The organism is Pseudoalteromonas sp. CO342X, from assembly GCF_004208915.1.
In the GTDB taxonomy this organism is placed as follows: Bacteria; Pseudomonadota; Gammaproteobacteria; order Enterobacterales; family Alteromonadaceae; genus Pseudoalteromonas; species Pseudoalteromonas maricaloris.
Window position 1 is genome coordinate 55,813 of the sequence record NZ_SGPH01000042.1, and the last position, 15,980, is coordinate 71,792.

The 15,980-nt window shown below is 41.2% G+C and carries 13 protein-coding genes; 5 read left to right on the forward strand and 8 right to left on the reverse strand.

Going from position 1 to position 15,980, the window contains the following annotated elements; genetic code table 11:
* Positions 1-259: 259 nt before the first annotated feature.
* Positions 260-490 carry a hypothetical protein gene (locus tag EXT47_RS24260; RefSeq protein ID WP_084204322.1) on the forward strand — a complete coding sequence of 77 codons (231 nt, stop codon included), beginning with the start codon at positions 260-262 and terminating at the stop codon, positions 488-490.
* Positions 491-861: 371 nt separating this feature from the next.
* On the opposite strand, the gene EXT47_RS22320 is transcribed toward EXT47_RS24260, so the two are convergent.
* The 4 genes from EXT47_RS22320 to EXT47_RS22335 form a co-directional block, all read right to left on the reverse strand.
* Positions 862-1,800: a DMT family transporter gene (locus tag EXT47_RS22320; RefSeq protein WP_095728425.1), complete on the reverse strand. Its 939-nt coding sequence runs from the start codon at positions 1,798-1,800 to the stop codon at positions 862-864.
* Positions 1,801-1,899: 99 nt separating this feature from the next.
* The gene (locus EXT47_RS22325; protein ID WP_039496473.1) at positions 1,900-2,607 is read right to left on the reverse strand and encodes an AraC family transcriptional regulator; all 708 of its coding nucleotides are present in this window, start codon (positions 2,605-2,607) and stop codon (positions 1,900-1,902) included.
* Between the two features lie 650 nt (positions 2,608-3,257).
* Positions 3,258-3,749 carry a hypothetical protein gene (locus tag EXT47_RS22330; protein ID WP_130127622.1) on the reverse strand — a complete coding sequence of 164 codons (492 nt, stop codon included), beginning with the start codon at positions 3,747-3,749 and terminating at the stop codon, positions 3,258-3,260.
* 305 nt (positions 3,750-4,054) lie between these two features.
* Positions 4,055-4,771, reverse strand: coding sequence for a type 1 glutamine amidotransferase (locus tag EXT47_RS22335; protein WP_130127623.1), 717 nt, complete (start codon positions 4,769-4,771; stop codon positions 4,055-4,057).
* A gap of 98 nt (positions 4,772-4,869) precedes the next feature.
* On the opposite strand from EXT47_RS22335, the gene EXT47_RS22340 reads away from it, so the two are divergent.
* The 4 genes from EXT47_RS22340 to EXT47_RS22355 all read left to right on the forward strand — a co-directional run bounded on the left by EXT47_RS22340 (position 4,870) and on the right by EXT47_RS22355 (position 9,556).
* A complete protein-coding gene (locus tag EXT47_RS22340; protein ID WP_130127624.1) occupies positions 4,870-5,661 on the forward strand; it encodes an AraC family transcriptional regulator in 792 nt (263 codons plus the stop codon).
* Between the two features lie 121 nt (positions 5,662-5,782).
* A complete protein-coding gene (locus EXT47_RS22345; protein ID WP_130127625.1) occupies positions 5,783-7,687 on the forward strand; it encodes a S9 family peptidase in 1,905 nt (634 codons plus the stop codon).
* Between the two features lie 154 nt (positions 7,688-7,841).
* Entirely contained in the window at positions 7,842-8,243 is a 402-nt protein-coding gene (locus EXT47_RS22350) for a hypothetical protein (protein WP_039496478.1), read from the forward strand.
* 203 nt (positions 8,244-8,446) lie between these two features.
* Positions 8,447-9,556 (forward strand): alpha/beta hydrolase-fold protein, encoded by a 1,110-nt coding sequence (locus tag EXT47_RS22355; protein WP_039496480.1) that lies wholly within the window; start codon positions 8,447-8,449, stop codon positions 9,554-9,556.
* A gap of 51 nt (positions 9,557-9,607) precedes the next feature.
* On the opposite strand, the gene EXT47_RS22360 is transcribed toward EXT47_RS22355, so the two are convergent.
* The 4 genes from EXT47_RS22360 to EXT47_RS22375 all read right to left on the reverse strand — a co-directional run bounded on the left by EXT47_RS22360 (position 9,608) and on the right by EXT47_RS22375 (position 15,839).
* Positions 9,608-11,560, reverse strand: coding sequence for a winged helix-turn-helix domain-containing protein (locus EXT47_RS22360; RefSeq protein ID WP_130127626.1), 1,953 nt, complete (start codon positions 11,558-11,560; stop codon positions 9,608-9,610).
* A 127-nt stretch (positions 11,561-11,687) separates the two neighbouring features.
* Positions 11,688-12,548 (reverse strand): DNA-binding domain-containing protein, encoded by an 861-nt coding sequence (locus tag EXT47_RS22365; RefSeq protein ID WP_130127627.1) that lies wholly within the window; start codon positions 12,546-12,548, stop codon positions 11,688-11,690.
* The gene (locus EXT47_RS22370) at positions 12,548-13,498 is read right to left on the reverse strand and encodes a DUF692 domain-containing protein (RefSeq protein ID WP_130127628.1); all 951 of its coding nucleotides are present in this window, start codon (positions 13,496-13,498) and stop codon (positions 12,548-12,550) included. The genes EXT47_RS22365 and EXT47_RS22370 overlap by 1 nt, the downstream gene beginning before the upstream one ends.
* Positions 13,499-13,511: 13 nt before the next feature.
* A complete protein-coding gene (locus EXT47_RS22375; RefSeq protein ID WP_039496486.1) occupies positions 13,512-15,839 on the reverse strand; it encodes a ferritin-like domain-containing protein in 2,328 nt (775 codons plus the stop codon).
* Positions 15,840-15,980 lie beyond the last annotated feature (141 nt).

Genomic DNA, 15,980 nt, shown 5'->3' on the forward strand with positions numbered 1-15,980 from the left:
TTGTTGTTTCTTTCGTAAGCTGTGGCGATGTACGCTTCATAGCTTCGGCTGCGGAAATATCATAAGGATTAAATTTTTCAGTGGAAAACGTATACACCAAGTGAATAGTGCCCAGCACACCGAATATTGATACACCGGTTATTATTAGGGCCTGTTGGTCTTTCAAGTTTGTTTTTGCAGCAGTTTGATTGGTATTTATACAAGGCAGAGCCAGCGTAGCATAGTCATTCTATGTAAGTCTGGCGATAACACAGTAGAAATGCTAATCAAGCGCTGCCCTTTGGGTTCATCTGAGTGCGCTTTGTTCATTGTTGCTCAACTTTTGCCTAGATTACTAGGCGGCAAGTCGAGCGTCGCGACCAAAACACACTCAGAAGAACAAAAATCAAACAGCAAAGGTCAACAGGCCCTAGTATTTGCTCCATGCTCCCTCACTGATTTTACAAATAACATTTTAGTATTTATGCGACACGTAGTTTGTGTAGCATGATCGATTGTTGAACTGAGCTACTACCCTGAGAAATTAAGCAGGTTAACTAACAGATTTTAAGCTGCTGTCTTGGCTGCTAACTCGTTTGCTCTGCTATAGTCACTGCTGCATCCAAATTGAATATGCCAATTAACCGCATAAATTAAATCGCGGACACCCACCATAACATAGGTGGAAATTATAGTGGGTGTCAGTGTTATTCTTCAATTTGATGTAAATAGCACGCCCGACTCGCCCAGCAGAGCCTGTTACCAATATTCTCATTTTGTGTGCCTTTTACTATTTGAAACTCGAAGCCGCCTATCAGAATATTATGAGGTATGCTGATTGTAATCATTCGAATTTATAAAAATAGCAGCTTCAAGACCATTTTATCGCTCAGTGCGGCTTTGAAGGCTGAAGCTAATGTTAATTTTTGTCAGATTAATGGATTGAACAATCAAGCAAAGTAAAACTAATAGTGCGCCCACCCAAGCTATTAATTTAAAACTTTCTCCCAGCAGCAAAACTGCCAATACTGTTGCCATTAAAGGTTCTAGCAAAGTTATCAGTGTTGCATTGCTTGCTTCAATAAATGTTAAGCCATATGCAAATAATAAATATCCCAGAAACATAGGAACAATTGCCATATAGAGTGAAATTGCGCTATTGGTGACGTTTAAAAACAAATTTTCACCTGTAAATAATAGAGAAGGTAACAGCAGAATTGCTGCTCCTCCGAACAGCCCCGATATGGCGGTTTTGGAGTCAATGCCTTTTTCTATAAAGGATCTTGCGACCCACGAATAGCACGCGTAAGTTAATCCAGCGATACATCCTAATATAATTCCTAAAGTATTTAGAAATAAATTAGATGTTTCGTCAGATGTAGGCTCTTTAGCGGTCGTTAGCAAAATGACACCAATCACACCAAATGTACAACTTATGCTCCATTTTTTTGAGAATGGTTTTTGATTAAAGAGACGCTCTAGAACGGCTGCAAATATAGGCGCAGTAGCTATTGATACAATAGTACCGATTGCAACGCCAGACAAATACATGGAGGAATAAAATGCCAGAGGGTATATTGCAACTGATAAAGTGCCAATAGCAAATAGACTCTTTCGTTTGATAAGCAGCCGATAGTTTACGAATAGACTGCGAATGTTGGTCAGTGCCATCATTAAGCCACCAACGCCCATCGAAAATGCGCCTATTGCTAGTGGACTTACATCGCTTGATAAGCTTGCAGCAGTACCTGTTGTTCCCCAAAGTAAACTGGCAATAACAACAGCTAAAATGCCTTTAATAGTTTCAGAACTAAGTAACATAATTACCTTACAGATCATCATTTGAGAGTTAGATAATATGTTATTAAATGGGTCTGTTTTTGACTATTCGGACGGAATGCTTATCAATTTGGGCAGACATTAACTTTTGAAATTTTTGGGAGACAAGCCAAAATACTGTTTGAATTTACGGCTAAATGTCGATAAATCTTTATAACCAACTTTCTCGCCAACTATCTGTAGTGAGTAGTCTGTATGTGTCAGTAATGCTTGCGCTTTTTCCATTCTAAGTTGTGTTATATGCTCAAGCACAGTTGCGCCCAATTGCGCTTTAAATACTTTTTTAAATTGAGTAGGGCTTAAATAAGCGACTTCAGCCAGTGTCGTAATATTTAGTGGTTCGGCAATGTTTTCAGTAATGTAAAGCAGCACATTGTTAACTCTAGCATCCAGTTTAGGGAGCAAGTGCTGGCTTTCTAACAATACGTAAAATGTTTCATACATTGACTGCTCAATGAGTGGGTTAATTTGATTTTCTAATTGACTCTCAATAAAAAGTAGATAGGTTAGCAGAGGCTTATTTATCTCAAAAACAACCTGTTGCGATGAAATAAGATTGTTGGGTAGACAGCGCATATCAGCAACAATAAACCGTGCCTGGCGCTCTGCCGCAAACAAATGCTTCTCATTGGCACGAATAACTACGCACTCTCGCGGCGAGACCTTACCACTAAAATTGCCAACTTGTATGTTAATGACTCCTCGCAATGGCAAAACAACTTGATTGAACTCATGCGAGTGGGAAACCGGGTTTGCACTGTAAGAGCGAATGGATAATAGGTTTGGCATGCCAACTACAAATCAAATTGATAATTCATAGCAATTTAATCGGTATTTTACCTCGCGACAAGAGTCGGCTTACCTTTACACAAGTGTAGACACTAACGATTGATGGCAGATACCGACTATAGCATAGATGCAAATTGTGGTGGGTATCTGTGTTATTCTTTATTTTGTTAGCTATACCTGAATACATATGTTCGGCCAAGATACACTACATGTACAGTGGCTAAAATTGGTAGTAAATAGAAAATCAAGCCGTATTCGTTAGAGCTCAATAAGGTACAGGTTAAGATTATTGCAGCAATACCCGACATTATAAATAGCCGCATTTTTGCTGGTGCAATATAGACTTGTGTAGGGTTAAACAAATGCAAAACTAAACATATGAGTGCTATAAGCCCTAAGCACCCGCCAATAGTAGGCAATAGATAAAACATTGCTTCAGGCTCAAACGGAGTAGGACTGAAGAAAATTGCAGGTACGAATATGAAACTCATAGCCAGCATAATAGTAGCTGGCCCAAAACATAGGATAACTTCGAACAATATTAGGAATCTAAATAATGGCTTCATCTTGGTATAGCTAAATCCCCAAAAAAAATAAGTAAACTTAGTGTTGGTGGGCGATTAGTTCAGCAAATGGTATGACATGTTTTGTCATACAACTTTTGACTCATGAGTCCAATCTTTCCATGAAATCGACTTGCCCGGTAATGCTATTTTTGAGAACGGCCACACTGTTCGAAGCCAGTTTAAGACAGTTTGATAAAGTATTTTTTCTAACGCAATACTATCATCTCGAATCCACAAGTAGACTTCGCAGTCATAATTTAGTGAACGGCTTGGATCTATATAAACAGAGCCTAGGCATTTTTCCTTTGAATTGTTAAATATGGAATATGCAAAAGCATCCCTTGATTCAAATTCTTGTTTATGAATCTTTAAGCTTTCTATATTATCTTCGAGGGTCATATTAACTTTAGGCCACTCAGTTTCAGGGCCAAATATTCCTTGTAGCCTTTTTTGACTGGACATTACTGCTTCAAAGTCTAACTCAGCAACTTCTTCTCCAAGAACTCTGAAGTGAAAATTTTCACTATCAAAAAACGTCGGAGGCTTAAACGATTCAGGAATAAATGGATTGGGCATACTCTGGGCTATCCGTAGTTGTATAACATTTTAGTATTTATGCGACATGTAGTTTGTGTTGCATAATAGCTTGTTAGACTAAGCCGCCACCTGCTCGGTGTGACAGAGCTGGTGTCGTTTATGCTATGGCTTGCTTAGAAAAAATAGGCTTTTTGGAGGTTTTAGCGCTCTTTGCTAGTTTGAACAGCTAATCTATTATTAATTAAGCTTCCCTGCATCGCTCAGCGTTTATTATGTGCTCATTACACCTAAATTAGCCTTAATAAGCAATTATATTTTTATAAGTATAATAGTATGATGAACACTCATTTATCTGATTTATAAAAGCTTTCTAACTTGTCTAAAAAGTCGTGCAGTTTTTGGTTCATTTCGTCATAGTTATGGTTCAGTAAAACCTCTGGCTCATCTACAAATCGATACTGTAACGCGTCACTGAGGTCGTCATTTTCAATCAGTGATGCGACAATATCTTTGGTAAATTCCATATGGCACTGAAAACCGTATACTAGATCTCTGTAGGCGACAATTTGCCTTGGGCACCCTTCGCTATATGCAATCACTTGTGAGCCATTGGTGAGCCCCGGCATATCATTATGCCAATGTCCGACATCCAACACTTTTCCAAAATGACTAAATAGTGGGCGTGTCATCCCGGCTTCCGTCAAGGTTATCGGATATTTTCCTATTTCACGTTCAGGGCTAGGCTCAAATGCTGCACCTAACGCTTCACCAATGAGTTGCGACCCTAGGCATATGCCAAGCACAACTTTTCCGGCGGTAATCGAGTTCAAGATGACTTCTTGTTCACCTTTTGCATCGAAGTGTGGGCATTGCTCAATAGTTGTTGCCGGATCTTGAGGTCCTCCCATTACAATCAAAAAATCTAAGTCTTCGATATTTTTTGGGAGAGATTCGCCTTGATAAACTCGCGAGTAGGTAATGGTATGGTCGCGTTTATTTGCCCACGATTCATAGGCACCGGGCGCTTCAAAATGTTCATGAACGATAAAGTGAATATGCATCTTTTTGCCTTTTAATTAACGATAGGCCATAGATGGTATATTAAATTCGGATGGCGTAATTTATACTAACAGACGTTTAATGTTGATAAGCCGCCAAGATGCAAGCTAATGATCTCATCAAAGGTTCTTCTGATAAACAAATCGTAACTAAAACGATTAATATGGCTTCTGGCTATATTGATGACTTCCATTCACATTCGTGGCATCAAATTGTGTTTCCTTTGCAGGGGCTATTACAATCGAGTATCGGCGATAAAAGCGGGATTGTTCCTCACAATGGTATGCTCTACATACCCGCAAATACAGTGCATAAATCCATAGCGATTACAGATACACAATTTTTGGCGATTTACCTTAATCCCGACAAATATGTTCAGTATGGAGACGAACCAAAATCCTGCCTGGTAACGCCATTTATTAAAGCATTAATACTGCTTCTATTTGAAAACGAGACGCTCACTCAAGCAGAGTCCAATATCACACATTTGCTAACGGTATTGCGGGATCAAATCACGATTGCAAACCGTTATGAAATACCCCTACTCATACCTACCGATAAACGCCTTTTATCCATTTTCTTACAGCTTAAAGAACAACCGGATTTACCATTTACGTTAAAGGAGTGGGCAACAAAAGTGGGCGCTTCTGAGCGCACTTTGTCGCGATTGTGCTCAAGAGAGTTTTCTCAATCATTTTCACGGTGGAGACAAAATGTGAGGTTAGTTTTATCTTTGCAATTGTTAGGGTCGCAAAAGAGCATACAGGAAATTGCTATCGAGTTGGGGTACGCTTCTGACTCTGCGTTTGTTCAAGCGTTTAAGAAATTGTTCAACCAAACACCGAGAAAGTGCCGAATTGCCAACTTACAGCACGACGTAAATTTATTTTGATCAACTTCTGCTGCTTTCAGGTTACCTGTACTAGAGACGAAAGTATCTTATCGCGAATGCTTTTAAGTTCTTCTCGCTTTATGTAGTCTAGGCGGGATTTGATTATTGGAGGCATTTCGCGATGTTGCGAATTCTTTTATGTGCTAGCTTAGGATTAGCACCAAGTTTTGGGTTAGTTGCCAAAGAGGTAATGACCCCTGACAAGCTTTGGCAAGTAAAGCGCGTAAGTGCGCTTGGGTTATCTAAAGACAACACCCATGTAATTTATCGAGTTACAACGCCAAGCGTTGAAAACAATGACTTTGATAGCAAAGTTTATCAAGTGCCGTTAAAGGGTGGGGCGTCTCAGCTTTTAAGCGCGTATCAAGGGATATTGTCAGACGACAACATTTCGCCAGATGGCAGCAAAAAACTACTTCATGACACTGTAAATGTTGAAGCTGTGTTAGCCACGGATAGACACAAAGCGCTTACGCAAGCAGATGCTTATGTGTTTGATGATTTAAACTACCGCCATTGGGATACTTGGAAAGACGGCAGTGTTAAACATGTGTTCTATCAGGATCTAATTACAGAAGAAAAAGTCGACATCATGAAAGGGATGCCTTTTGATAGTCCGACGTCACCATTTGGTGGTTCAAGCGATTATGTTTGGGGCCCTAAAGGTGAAAATATCTACTACGTCAGTAAAAAGCTGACTGGCGCAGAATACGCGAGCAGCACCAACACAGATATTTATCGTTATAACTTAGCGAGCAAGAAAACCACCAATCTAACCGAGCAAAACTTGGGTTATGATAAAAGCCCTGAGTTTTCATCGACAGGGCTGCTGGCTTTCTTACGTATGGATGAAGCGGGTAACGAGGCGGATAAAAATGACATTATCGTTAAGTTGGGTGACAGAGAAGTCAACTTAACTGCGCATTGGGACGGCACGGTAAGCAGTTTTGAGTGGAGTCATGATGGTAAGCATATTTATTTTATTGCACCAATTGATGGGACAATCCAGCTATTTCAAGTAGCGGTGAACACCAAAACCAAAGCTAATCCAAAAATTCAGCAGCTAACCAAGGGCATGTTTGATGTTAATAGCATTGTCGCTGCTTTAGACGGTCAGTTAGTGGTTACTCGTAATAGCATGAATCAAGCAAAAGAGATCTTCCGCTTTGATCTGAATAGTAAAAAGCTTGTTGCGCTGACAAATGTGAACGAGGCGTTTTATACTGATTTGGATTTACCAAACGTTGAAAAGCGAATGGTGAAGACAAAAGACGGCGAAGACATGCTAACTTGGGTTATCTACCCACCTAATTTTGATAAGCGTAAGCAATATCCAACGCTGTTATACCTTCAAGGTGGTCCACAGTCGCCGTTATCACAGTTTTATTCCTTCCGCTGGAACTTCCAAGTGATGGCATCACAAGGCTACATTGTGGTTGCGCCAAACCGCCGTGGTATGCCAGGGCACGGTGTGAAATGGAACAAAGATATCAGCCAAGATTGGGGTGGTAAGGTAATGCAAGATTACCTTGACGCTATCGACGATGTTGCGAAAGAGTCATATGTTGACAACAAACGTATCGCGGCAGTTGGCGCAAGCTTTGGTGGTTACTCTGCGTTTTACTTAGCTGGTAATCATGATGGCCGCTTCAAAACTTTTATCGCGCACTGTGGCATTTTTGATTTGCGCAGTATGTACGGCACAACCGAAGAAATGTTCTTTGTGAACAACGAATTGGGTGGCGCGTACTGGGAGCAAAACAATGCGGCCATCAGCAAGGCATACAATCAGTTTAACCCAATCAGCTATGTGGATAAGTGGGATGCGCCGATGTTCGTGATCCATGGTGGTAAAGATTACCGTGTACCGCTGAGCCAAGGGATGCAAGCTTTCCAAGCCGCTAAACTACGTGGCTTAAAGAGCCGTTTCCTTTATTTCCCTGAAGAAAACCACTGGGTACTGACACCGCAAAACGGAATAGTCTGGCAGCGTGAATTCTTCAAGTGGTTAGAAGAAACTCTATAATTGATGTCACGACTAGTTAAGAAAATGCCAGATCGCACAGTGTGTAGTCTGGCATTTTTGTTTTGCAGTGTTACCTTGGTGCTGCGCAAGTATTGTTGTGCCCAAAAATTGGCGGCATACTAAATTAGTCAAAGGAAAATAGAAGGAAAATTAAATGATTAAAAGGATAATAAGTAGTTTTTGGTTACTTGTGTTAGCTGTGAATACACAGGCAGCTGAAGAAGCGTTAACGATTGATAGTGTAGTGCCTAACAATATGGAACTGGCTTTTCCGAATGATGCCAATATTTACCCAGATATCAGTGACTTCAAGGTACTTAACGCGGTACTGATGAGTAACGAAAACGGTGAGCGCTGGGCAATGATCACGATTAAAAACCAATCGAGTGGCCGCCGTACATTAACACAAAAACATCTGTTGGCACTAACGGCGAACGGTCAAAGGATCGCACCGATGAAGCTTTCTGAAAGTTTTGATGGCGGTGAAACGCTTTCACTCACACTGGCTTTCGGTGAGAACAAGTTTCCGTTGCTTAACGTGTATACGCGAAATTAATAAGCTTTAGTAGCATCACTTTTTACAACCATAGTCACTGTGCTAAACGTTGCGACTTAGGTAACCATGTTTGTTAGCACCTGATATTTAGCTTCTGACAAACTCCGATTGATCCACATCAGCAATTCATCAATCAAAAATAAACAATGCATCAAGTTTTAAAAGTTTTTATTTCATAAGCTTAGCCAAAAGTGGAGAAAAGCATGAAAATACTTTTAAAAAGTTTGATGTGGTTAAATTGTGCATTGTTTGCGTTAGTTACTCACGCTCAGATAGCCTCAAAATTACAGCATATCACTGTGAGTTCAAAGTTAGTGGGAGGGCCTGTTGATGTACAAATATATTTGCCTTTTGATTTTGATGTTAACCGAAAAGAGCCATACTCGACGCTTTATACAACTGCGGGAGAGAGTCGTTTTGATGTACTGAAAGCTGAAGTGGACTGGTTGAGTCACACTAGTTTTTCACCTATCCCGCAACTTGTGATTGTGCGAGTGCCCAAATTGAATTTTGCTGGGGCTGACAAGTTATCTGACCAAGCGTATTTTGCCTTGCTAGCTCGCGTGTTAGCAAGTGAAGTTGAACCAACATTGATACGGCAATTTAATCTTTCGCCGTTTAAAGTCATTGAAGGGTACTCAAGCAGGGCGGCGATTGCTTTGAATTTATTAGGAAAGATGCCCGGGTATTTCCAAGGCGCGATATTGTCTGCGCCAGTTTGGAGTCAACTTCCCAAGCAACTAAAAGAAGATATTAGTGACAACATCGCCAAGGGCGAACTTACCAATAACCTATATATCAGTCTTGGCAGCTTTGACGAAAATAGGCCGTTTTTTGCTGCGCTCGCCGTTTCAAAACGACACCAACATTTGATGCTAGAAGACTTAAGTCAACATCATTATCATGTAGGCGCACAGCTAGCGCTAAGACATGGATTGCAACATATTCTTGGCGCAATAAAGCTTCAAGATTATGCTCAATTTGACAAGTCAGGCCTGAATGGGTTGCGAGAATATCACCAAAAACTAGAACAGCGCTATGGGTACTCGATTGATATTAAGGCCAATCAGCTTGCTCTAGGGCAATATTTATTCGCGCAAGGCAATACAATACTTGGAAAAAACGCGTTCGATGAGCTACTTACGACTATGCCTAACTCTGTTATTTACAATTTACGTTATGGGCAGACTCTTTTGAATGCGGGCGATACAACACAAGCAACACTTCAGCTAAAGCGTGCCTTGCTGCTAGCAACAGAGCAAAAAAATGAAGAAGCCAAACAGTATATTGAACAAGTATTGTCTCGGCTTTAGCATTATTAAGAGTGATATAAAGGTGGCGCACATGTGTGAGCCACCTTTATATTAGTGGTTTTCTGGTTCTGTTATTTTTACTTTAACTTTAACTTGGTTTGCGCTAAGTGTTTTTGGTGAGTCAGCTAAAACCTTAAAAGGATGTAGTTGAACATCTGTGATCAAGCGAGTCTGCTCGTCAGATTTGCCCAATATGTCCAAAACTTGCGTGTTGACGTTATAGCGCCAGATAGTCGCCTGTTTGTCGGGAATAATCAGCTCATTCCCACGTAGGTAAAAACGCCAATGCAAGGTAATTTTGTCTGTTATTAGCTGTGGTTTGAGCGAATTGTTGACGAGTACTTTTAAGTTTGGCTCATCTGGTGTGGCTATATAGACAGTACCGTTTTTCTGTATTTGTGCCCAGTGAACCTGCCCCTGATAAAGTGGCTGTTTATGGTTGGTTACAGGGTCGAAAAGTACTAACTGTTTATTGCCAAGATCATTGATGAGAAGGTAGTTACTTCCTTTTATTTCAATTGATTGCATTATAATTTGCTTTTCAAATAAAGCAGGGAAAACTTCAATGCCAGTGACTAAATTGATTTTCAGTAAGCTTTGTTTTGACGCTGCCCACAATTGTTTACCATCTTTTGTCCAGATAAAAGACGAGATATGTCCGTTATGGGTGAGTGGGATCTCTTGCTGCTCTTGCTTTAACCAAACTTCACTGGTACCTGTACGATTAGAGAGAAATGCAATGGCATTTCCACTTGGTTGGAATTGCCCTGATAGCTCGTCGTAGTGGCTGATTGTAAGTCGGCTTGTAGAGTGGTTGTCTTGAATATTAATCTGCTTTTGCTCTCGGACTTGTGTCGCTAAATATTTGTTATCTTTAAGATATTCAGTGATGTAAAACGATTCTGAGCCGATTGCAGGAATGGTTTGTACAAGCTGGAGGTTTTGGAAAATGTAGAGCGCAGATGCGGTTGAAAGTATATGTGTTGTATCTGGCCCATCTACTAGCACCAGCGAACGATCCAATTCTACACCAGACAATTTTTCTTGTTGAAGAAGTGAAAGCTCGTTTTCTCTGCTAATTATATAACTAGAGAGATAAGCCTCTTTATCTGGATCTTGGGTGAGTAAAGTAAGTTGACCCTCATTAAATGAGGACGCTAAAATTGTTGCAGTTATAGGTAAAGGAGTAAATGTGACTGAATCTGAGTGCGGAGTAAAAAGGGCATACCCGTTATTGGCGATAAGTAACACTTGATGACCAACCCAGTAGGCTTGCTGTACTTCGCTATTAAAGCAAGGAGAGATCACTTTTCTGGCTGCAAACCTTGGTAACACGACGATAGCTTGATGACACTTAGCTTGTGATTTTGTTTTGCGTGTTTCAATGAGTACTGCTTTTTTACCATCTTTGTTAAGCTGAGGTTTGCCAACAAAATCCAATGCACGGGTAACTAACTTAGTTGTCTGGAAATCCAAATCCTTTACTTTTAGTTCCGCTGCTTGCGGCGTTCTGGCCACATATAACAACCTTCTACCTGAGGTAATTGTCGCAGTGCTTTCCAACTCCAATCCGTAACTTACAGGTGTAACCTCTGAAAGTTGGAAATTAGCTTTTGGCATAGTTGAATAGATAAACAACATACCGAAGAGGGTGATGAAAGCTGCGAAATAGAGAATATAGGCTCTCAGCTTTTGGCTTAAATTAGTATGCTGATCCCCAACTTGTAAACGATAGCCCTTTTTATGAAAAGTCTGGATAATACGTTTATCACTATCCCCAAGTAGTTTTCTAAGCTGAGCGATACATCGTTGAAGGGCATTTGGGGCGACGACGGTATTTTGCCATACAGAATTAAGTAGGTGCTCTTGCGTAACAAGCGTTCCGCGATGCTGATACAGTATTTCAAATACTGCCAGCACCTTTGCCTCTAATTTGATTGTCTCATCAAGGTAGATAAGTTCACCCGTGGCTAAGTCTAGCTTACGGTTATTGATTGTTATCATTATTATTTGGGAACAGCAGTCGATACAGCTAGTCTATCTTGTATTGGCTATAAAAATAACCCATCAAGAGTCATTTAACTTTAGCAACTGAACCTTTATTAGAAAATTGGATCAGCAGGGTGCTGGTTCATTTTTGAATTATAAACAGCCCCCTATTAATCGCGCTTGGCAGCCAAACTGCTAACTGCGCTCTCAATATTTGAGTCTCCATATTAATGCGCTTAGCACAGTAGGTTATTGCTTCTTGATAGCGCAGCGGTTTTTCTCTCAAGTGCAGTAATAAATCCGCTTGCCAGTCATTTAATACATTCATTTTGATGCGATATTGTTGGCGCGATATTGCAATATGCGTTTGCTCAGGCGTTGGCAAGGTGCACGGTTTTGCTTGCTCAAGCTGGGTTATAAGAGAAAGCAAAGGGTAATCGGTTTGAATAAGTTGTACGGATTCTGGCACCGATATGACAAAGTCTTCGGCAATGCCGCAAAGGAGTTCAATCTCGTTTATTAGCGCGGTTGATTGCTCGGTTTCCGGTCCTGGTTTTAACAGTGCAAGCGCTTTGGCTCTTTCAAACTTAGCCAGCTCTGAAGGCAAGCTAAACATAGCTTGCTGGTGGGCATTAAAATCACCGCTAGGTTTAGTGTGTGCTAAAAAATCAGCGAAGCGTGAGCCTAGTTGATGTAGTGTCCAAGACTCTGAGGGTAAGGTGACAATAAAGGCTTTGGCGAAGGTGTCGAATACTTCATCGCCCATAAACTGGCAAAGTAGAGCAAACTCTCCCCGAAGACATTCTACTAAACGCATCACATAGCCTGCAGCATAGATGTCTACTCTTCTCATGGCTCCCAGTGTTTTGTTACTTTTTACACAGTCATGCAGCGTTAAACCATGTGGATTTGCAGCGGTATTGAGCTTTTGTGGTAGGTCGCCTCGTACCATTAAAATGGTGCTAAGCCACTGCTGAGTTTGCGTTAAGTCTGGCGTTTTCATTATGTTAATTCTGCTCGCTCTTTGATGATTGGAGTTGACAGCGCGTTGGTGTTAGTAACTGTATCTTGCTTTGGAATATGCCCTGTCAGTACCAGTTTTGCTTTGCTTAACTCATCAACGAGTTCTGGAAAACTGGGAATATTGGCATCCCATTCTAGTAGGGTAGACACGCCACCCGTTAAGTGCTGCGCCAGTTGGTAAAGCTGCCAAACCTTGGCGGGCACTGGCTGGTCATGAGTGTCTATCAAACAATCACCGCAGTCACTAGGACCGGCTAGATGGATTTGAACGATGTGTTTATGGGGGAGTTGACGAATAAACGCTTCGGCGTCAAAACCATGATTAAAGCTACTAACAAAAACATTGTTTACATCCAACAGCATACCGCAGCCTGTTGCGGTGACTAACTCACTAAAGAACTCGCTTTCAGTGAGGGTTGAATGTTGAAATTCAAGATATGTTGATGGGTTCTCAAGCACTAAAGGCCGTTCTAAAAAATCCTGAACTTGGTCAACATGGTTGATAACGTGTTGTAGGCTTTCGTCAGTCAATGGCATAGGTAGGAGATCGTGACTATTCAAACCAGCAATGCCTGTCCAACACAAATGATCGGAAATAAGCTGTGGCTTAACGAATTCACTTAACTCCTTGAGCTTGCTTAAGTATTCAAAGTTAAGCGGGTCGCTGCTACCAATATTCATTGACACACCGTGCATCACTAGCGGGTATTGTTCCTTTAACTGAGCGAGGACATGCCGGCCATAGCCGTGATTATCTATATAGTTTTCACTGATGATTTCAAACCAGTCGACGCTAAGAGATGTACCGCGATCTAAATGGGGCATAATAAAGGGATAGTGCTGGCTTCTCAGGCCAACACCAAACCCCAAGTCGGTTAGTTTTTCGATAGCGGACGCAGCAAGCTGCTGCGTCCGAATTGGATTTGTCATGCTATCTTTCCTATCAAGTTGATGGAGGAAGAGCTAGACGAATATCTGAAGGTTTTGGCTTCTCTTTAGGTTCGCCATCTTCGTTCAATAAACCATTGGCATTGCAGTATGCTTGCCAAGCAATATTGTATACGGCATCCCCTTGTTTATAAGGCATTAGCACATGATCTGCAGATTGATCGGTTGGAGCTTGTTGGCCTTTCGGATAAATGTAATCAATAGCAGAGAAGCTGTTATCTTTTAGGTTAAACTTAAATAACTGCATATCGTATTCTTCATCGGAAAGTTTTGGGAATAGTTGAGAGGCTGAGATAGGCACTGCACACCCACCCAAGTTATTACACTTATTATCAGCAGGTGCACTTTTTGGCCCTGTTGATACGCTACCACCACAGCTACCGCCTGGCGTTGTGCTATGAACAAAACCACAGCCACCTTGTGCTTTACAGTCGTTACTTCCCTTACAACTATGATAAACCTCAGGAGGAGGTAAGTCATCCGAACCTATGTTGGTATAGCTCATTCCTTGGCAGGCGTGATAAAGGGTGTTCGGATTTTGCGGGGCGATACCCGTTACTAAATCCGGCGCAATTCCCGTGGTTGCCCAGCAAATCGAAATCCTATCGCCTGAGCCACCCATTGCAGGGCCCGGAAATTCACTGGTTTTACCCGACCAATAACGGTCAAGTGCTGTAGTTAGACCTTTAATTGTGCCTACCGCAGATTGACTGAATAATTGATGCGTATTGCCAATATTGGACGAGAGTTTAAGGTTGTTAAGCGCTTTTACTACACTGCTGACGCAAGGTAGATTTGGGTTTTGCTTAGCTGCTTCATCACCGCCGTTGGGATCCAATAACGCCTCATTCCAGTTATTACCCTCAGCAAACCAAGTTGACCATGTCATGTAACGTTCGTCCGATTGACTTGAAGGCTTCTCAAAGTCGACAATGAGCTTCATGGTATCGGTAAATATTTGAAAGTGATCTTTGTATTTATTAGTGATCCGCGCACAAGCCGAACCCGAAATTGGGCCTTCACCGCAGCTTGCGGGATAATCCGCCTTCAATGCTTCTGCACTAGGTTGAAACTTCTCTTCTACGGTGCTGAGGTGGATATCATCCGCTTTAGCCACTTTAGCAGCTAGGAGGTTTTGTGCCCATTTTTCATCTGCCCAGCGTTTACAAATCATTTCTGCTACACCATCACCTTCACCTTGATCAGTAATGGCATTTACATTATTCATTAACGCTTCTTTTAATGCAGTATGATCTTCTTTTACGTTGAGTGAGCCTTTAATGCCAGGGAATTGTGGCTGATAATCTTTGTTACCTGGGCGCTCATTAAAATAGTCACGTTGAATGGTTGCGTAGTCGAGCAAGCTGGTGCCATCGTCATATTGGATCTGAATATAATCCCAATAGCTGAGGTACATGTGTCCAATCGAACCAAACAGCGGTAGGTTTTTCTCAGTGTAATCTGGTTTCCACCAGTCATAAGGTGCTTGCTCAAAATATTTTGGTCGTTTTGTGTCTTTGTTTGGTTCTAAATATTGTTCTTGGATAATTTTCTTTGCGTTTTCTTCCGTTTCTTCAATTAACATAAAAAGTAATGTCTGCTCTTTGTTGAGCTCAGTGGCATTAACACGAAGATCTTGTAACGTTTTATTTGGGAAAATTTGCTTAAAGTAAGCTTGAACTTCAGGGCTTAATTTAGACAAATCGTCACTGCAATCAGCAAAGTCCAAAATATGTGGAATACTACTTTGATTGTTATAGCACTTCCAACCAAACTTCTCGTCAATTAATGCTTGGCTAGTAAAGCTTGGTGTGAGGCCCAATTTGCTAGCCATGTTTGAGGCCAGTTGTAAGTGCAGCATTTCTTCAATAAAAACACTATACACACCGTTAAACACTTGCTGGTTCACAGAGAGTTTAAATGCGTCTTTTTGGTTGTTTGGGTCGTCATTGTCACCAACCAAAGCATCGATATTAAAAAGCGGTTTAAGCTCTACGTCGTAGCCTTTGTTTAGGCGGTGCTCTGGTATATATCCCGCTGTTGGACCAAGTCCAGGCCAGTAACGGCCGGGGTAGAGATTTGAAGAGTCCGCAATCTGGTGTGTACCTTGAATCGAGTAGAGGCCGGTCATATAAAGTGGGATCGTGAATAACTCCACGTTAATAGCGGCTTGTGCAATTGCTCTCAGACAAGATAAATCAGCAGCCTTATACTCGCTATTGCGTGCTTTAATTTGTTGTTTTTGTGCACTGCTTAAGAAGATGGAGGCATCAATTTCTTTATCTACTTCTACCGATGGGCCTGTTTTGTTCTGCACATTCATGGTTTGCTCCTTTGTGACGGTGAACGTTGTGCAATACCACTGGCTTAAATAAAAAATACGTTAGGATATAGGATATTTATCCAAGACAACTCAAAATTTAAGCAAGTTGATGTCGGTGAGCGATGAACACTCGTTATACAA

What these genes read in the sequence shown, in the direction of transcription:
- EXT47_RS24260 (WP_084204322.1), top strand. Translation starts at nt 260, where the DNA reads ATGCTAATCAAGCGCTGCCCTTTGGGTTCATCTGAGTGCGCTTTGTTC.
- EXT47_RS22320 (WP_095728425.1), bottom strand. Translation starts at nt 1,800, where the DNA reads ATGTTACTTAGTTCTGAAACTATTAAAGGCATTTTAGCTGTTGTTATT.
- EXT47_RS22325 (WP_039496473.1), bottom strand. Translation starts at nt 2,607, where the DNA reads ATGCCAAACCTATTATCCATTCGCTCTTACAGTGCAAACCCGGTTTCC.
- EXT47_RS22330 (WP_130127622.1), bottom strand. Translation starts at nt 3,749, where the DNA reads ATGCCCAATCCATTTATTCCTGAATCGTTTAAGCCTCCGACGTTTTTT.
- EXT47_RS22335 (WP_130127623.1), bottom strand. Translation starts at nt 4,771, where the DNA reads ATGCATATTCACTTTATCGTTCATGAACATTTTGAAGCGCCCGGTGCC.
- EXT47_RS22340 (WP_130127624.1), top strand. Translation starts at nt 4,870, where the DNA reads ATGCAAGCTAATGATCTCATCAAAGGTTCTTCTGATAAACAAATCGTA.
- EXT47_RS22345 (WP_130127625.1), top strand. Translation starts at nt 5,783, where the DNA reads ATGTTGCGAATTCTTTTATGTGCTAGCTTAGGATTAGCACCAAGTTTT.
- EXT47_RS22350 (WP_039496478.1), top strand. Translation starts at nt 7,842, where the DNA reads ATGATTAAAAGGATAATAAGTAGTTTTTGGTTACTTGTGTTAGCTGTG.
- EXT47_RS22355 (WP_039496480.1), top strand. Translation starts at nt 8,447, where the DNA reads ATGAAAATACTTTTAAAAAGTTTGATGTGGTTAAATTGTGCATTGTTT.
- EXT47_RS22360 (WP_130127626.1), bottom strand. Translation starts at nt 11,560, where the DNA reads ATGATAACAATCAATAACCGTAAGCTAGACTTAGCCACGGGTGAACTT.
- EXT47_RS22365 (WP_130127627.1), bottom strand. Translation starts at nt 12,548, where the DNA reads ATGAAAACGCCAGACTTAACGCAAACTCAGCAGTGGCTTAGCACCATT.
- EXT47_RS22370 (WP_130127628.1), bottom strand. Translation starts at nt 13,498, where the DNA reads ATGACAAATCCAATTCGGACGCAGCAGCTTGCTGCGTCCGCTATCGAA.
- EXT47_RS22375 (WP_039496486.1), bottom strand. Translation starts at nt 15,839, where the DNA reads ATGAATGTGCAGAACAAAACAGGCCCATCGGTAGAAGTAGATAAAGAA.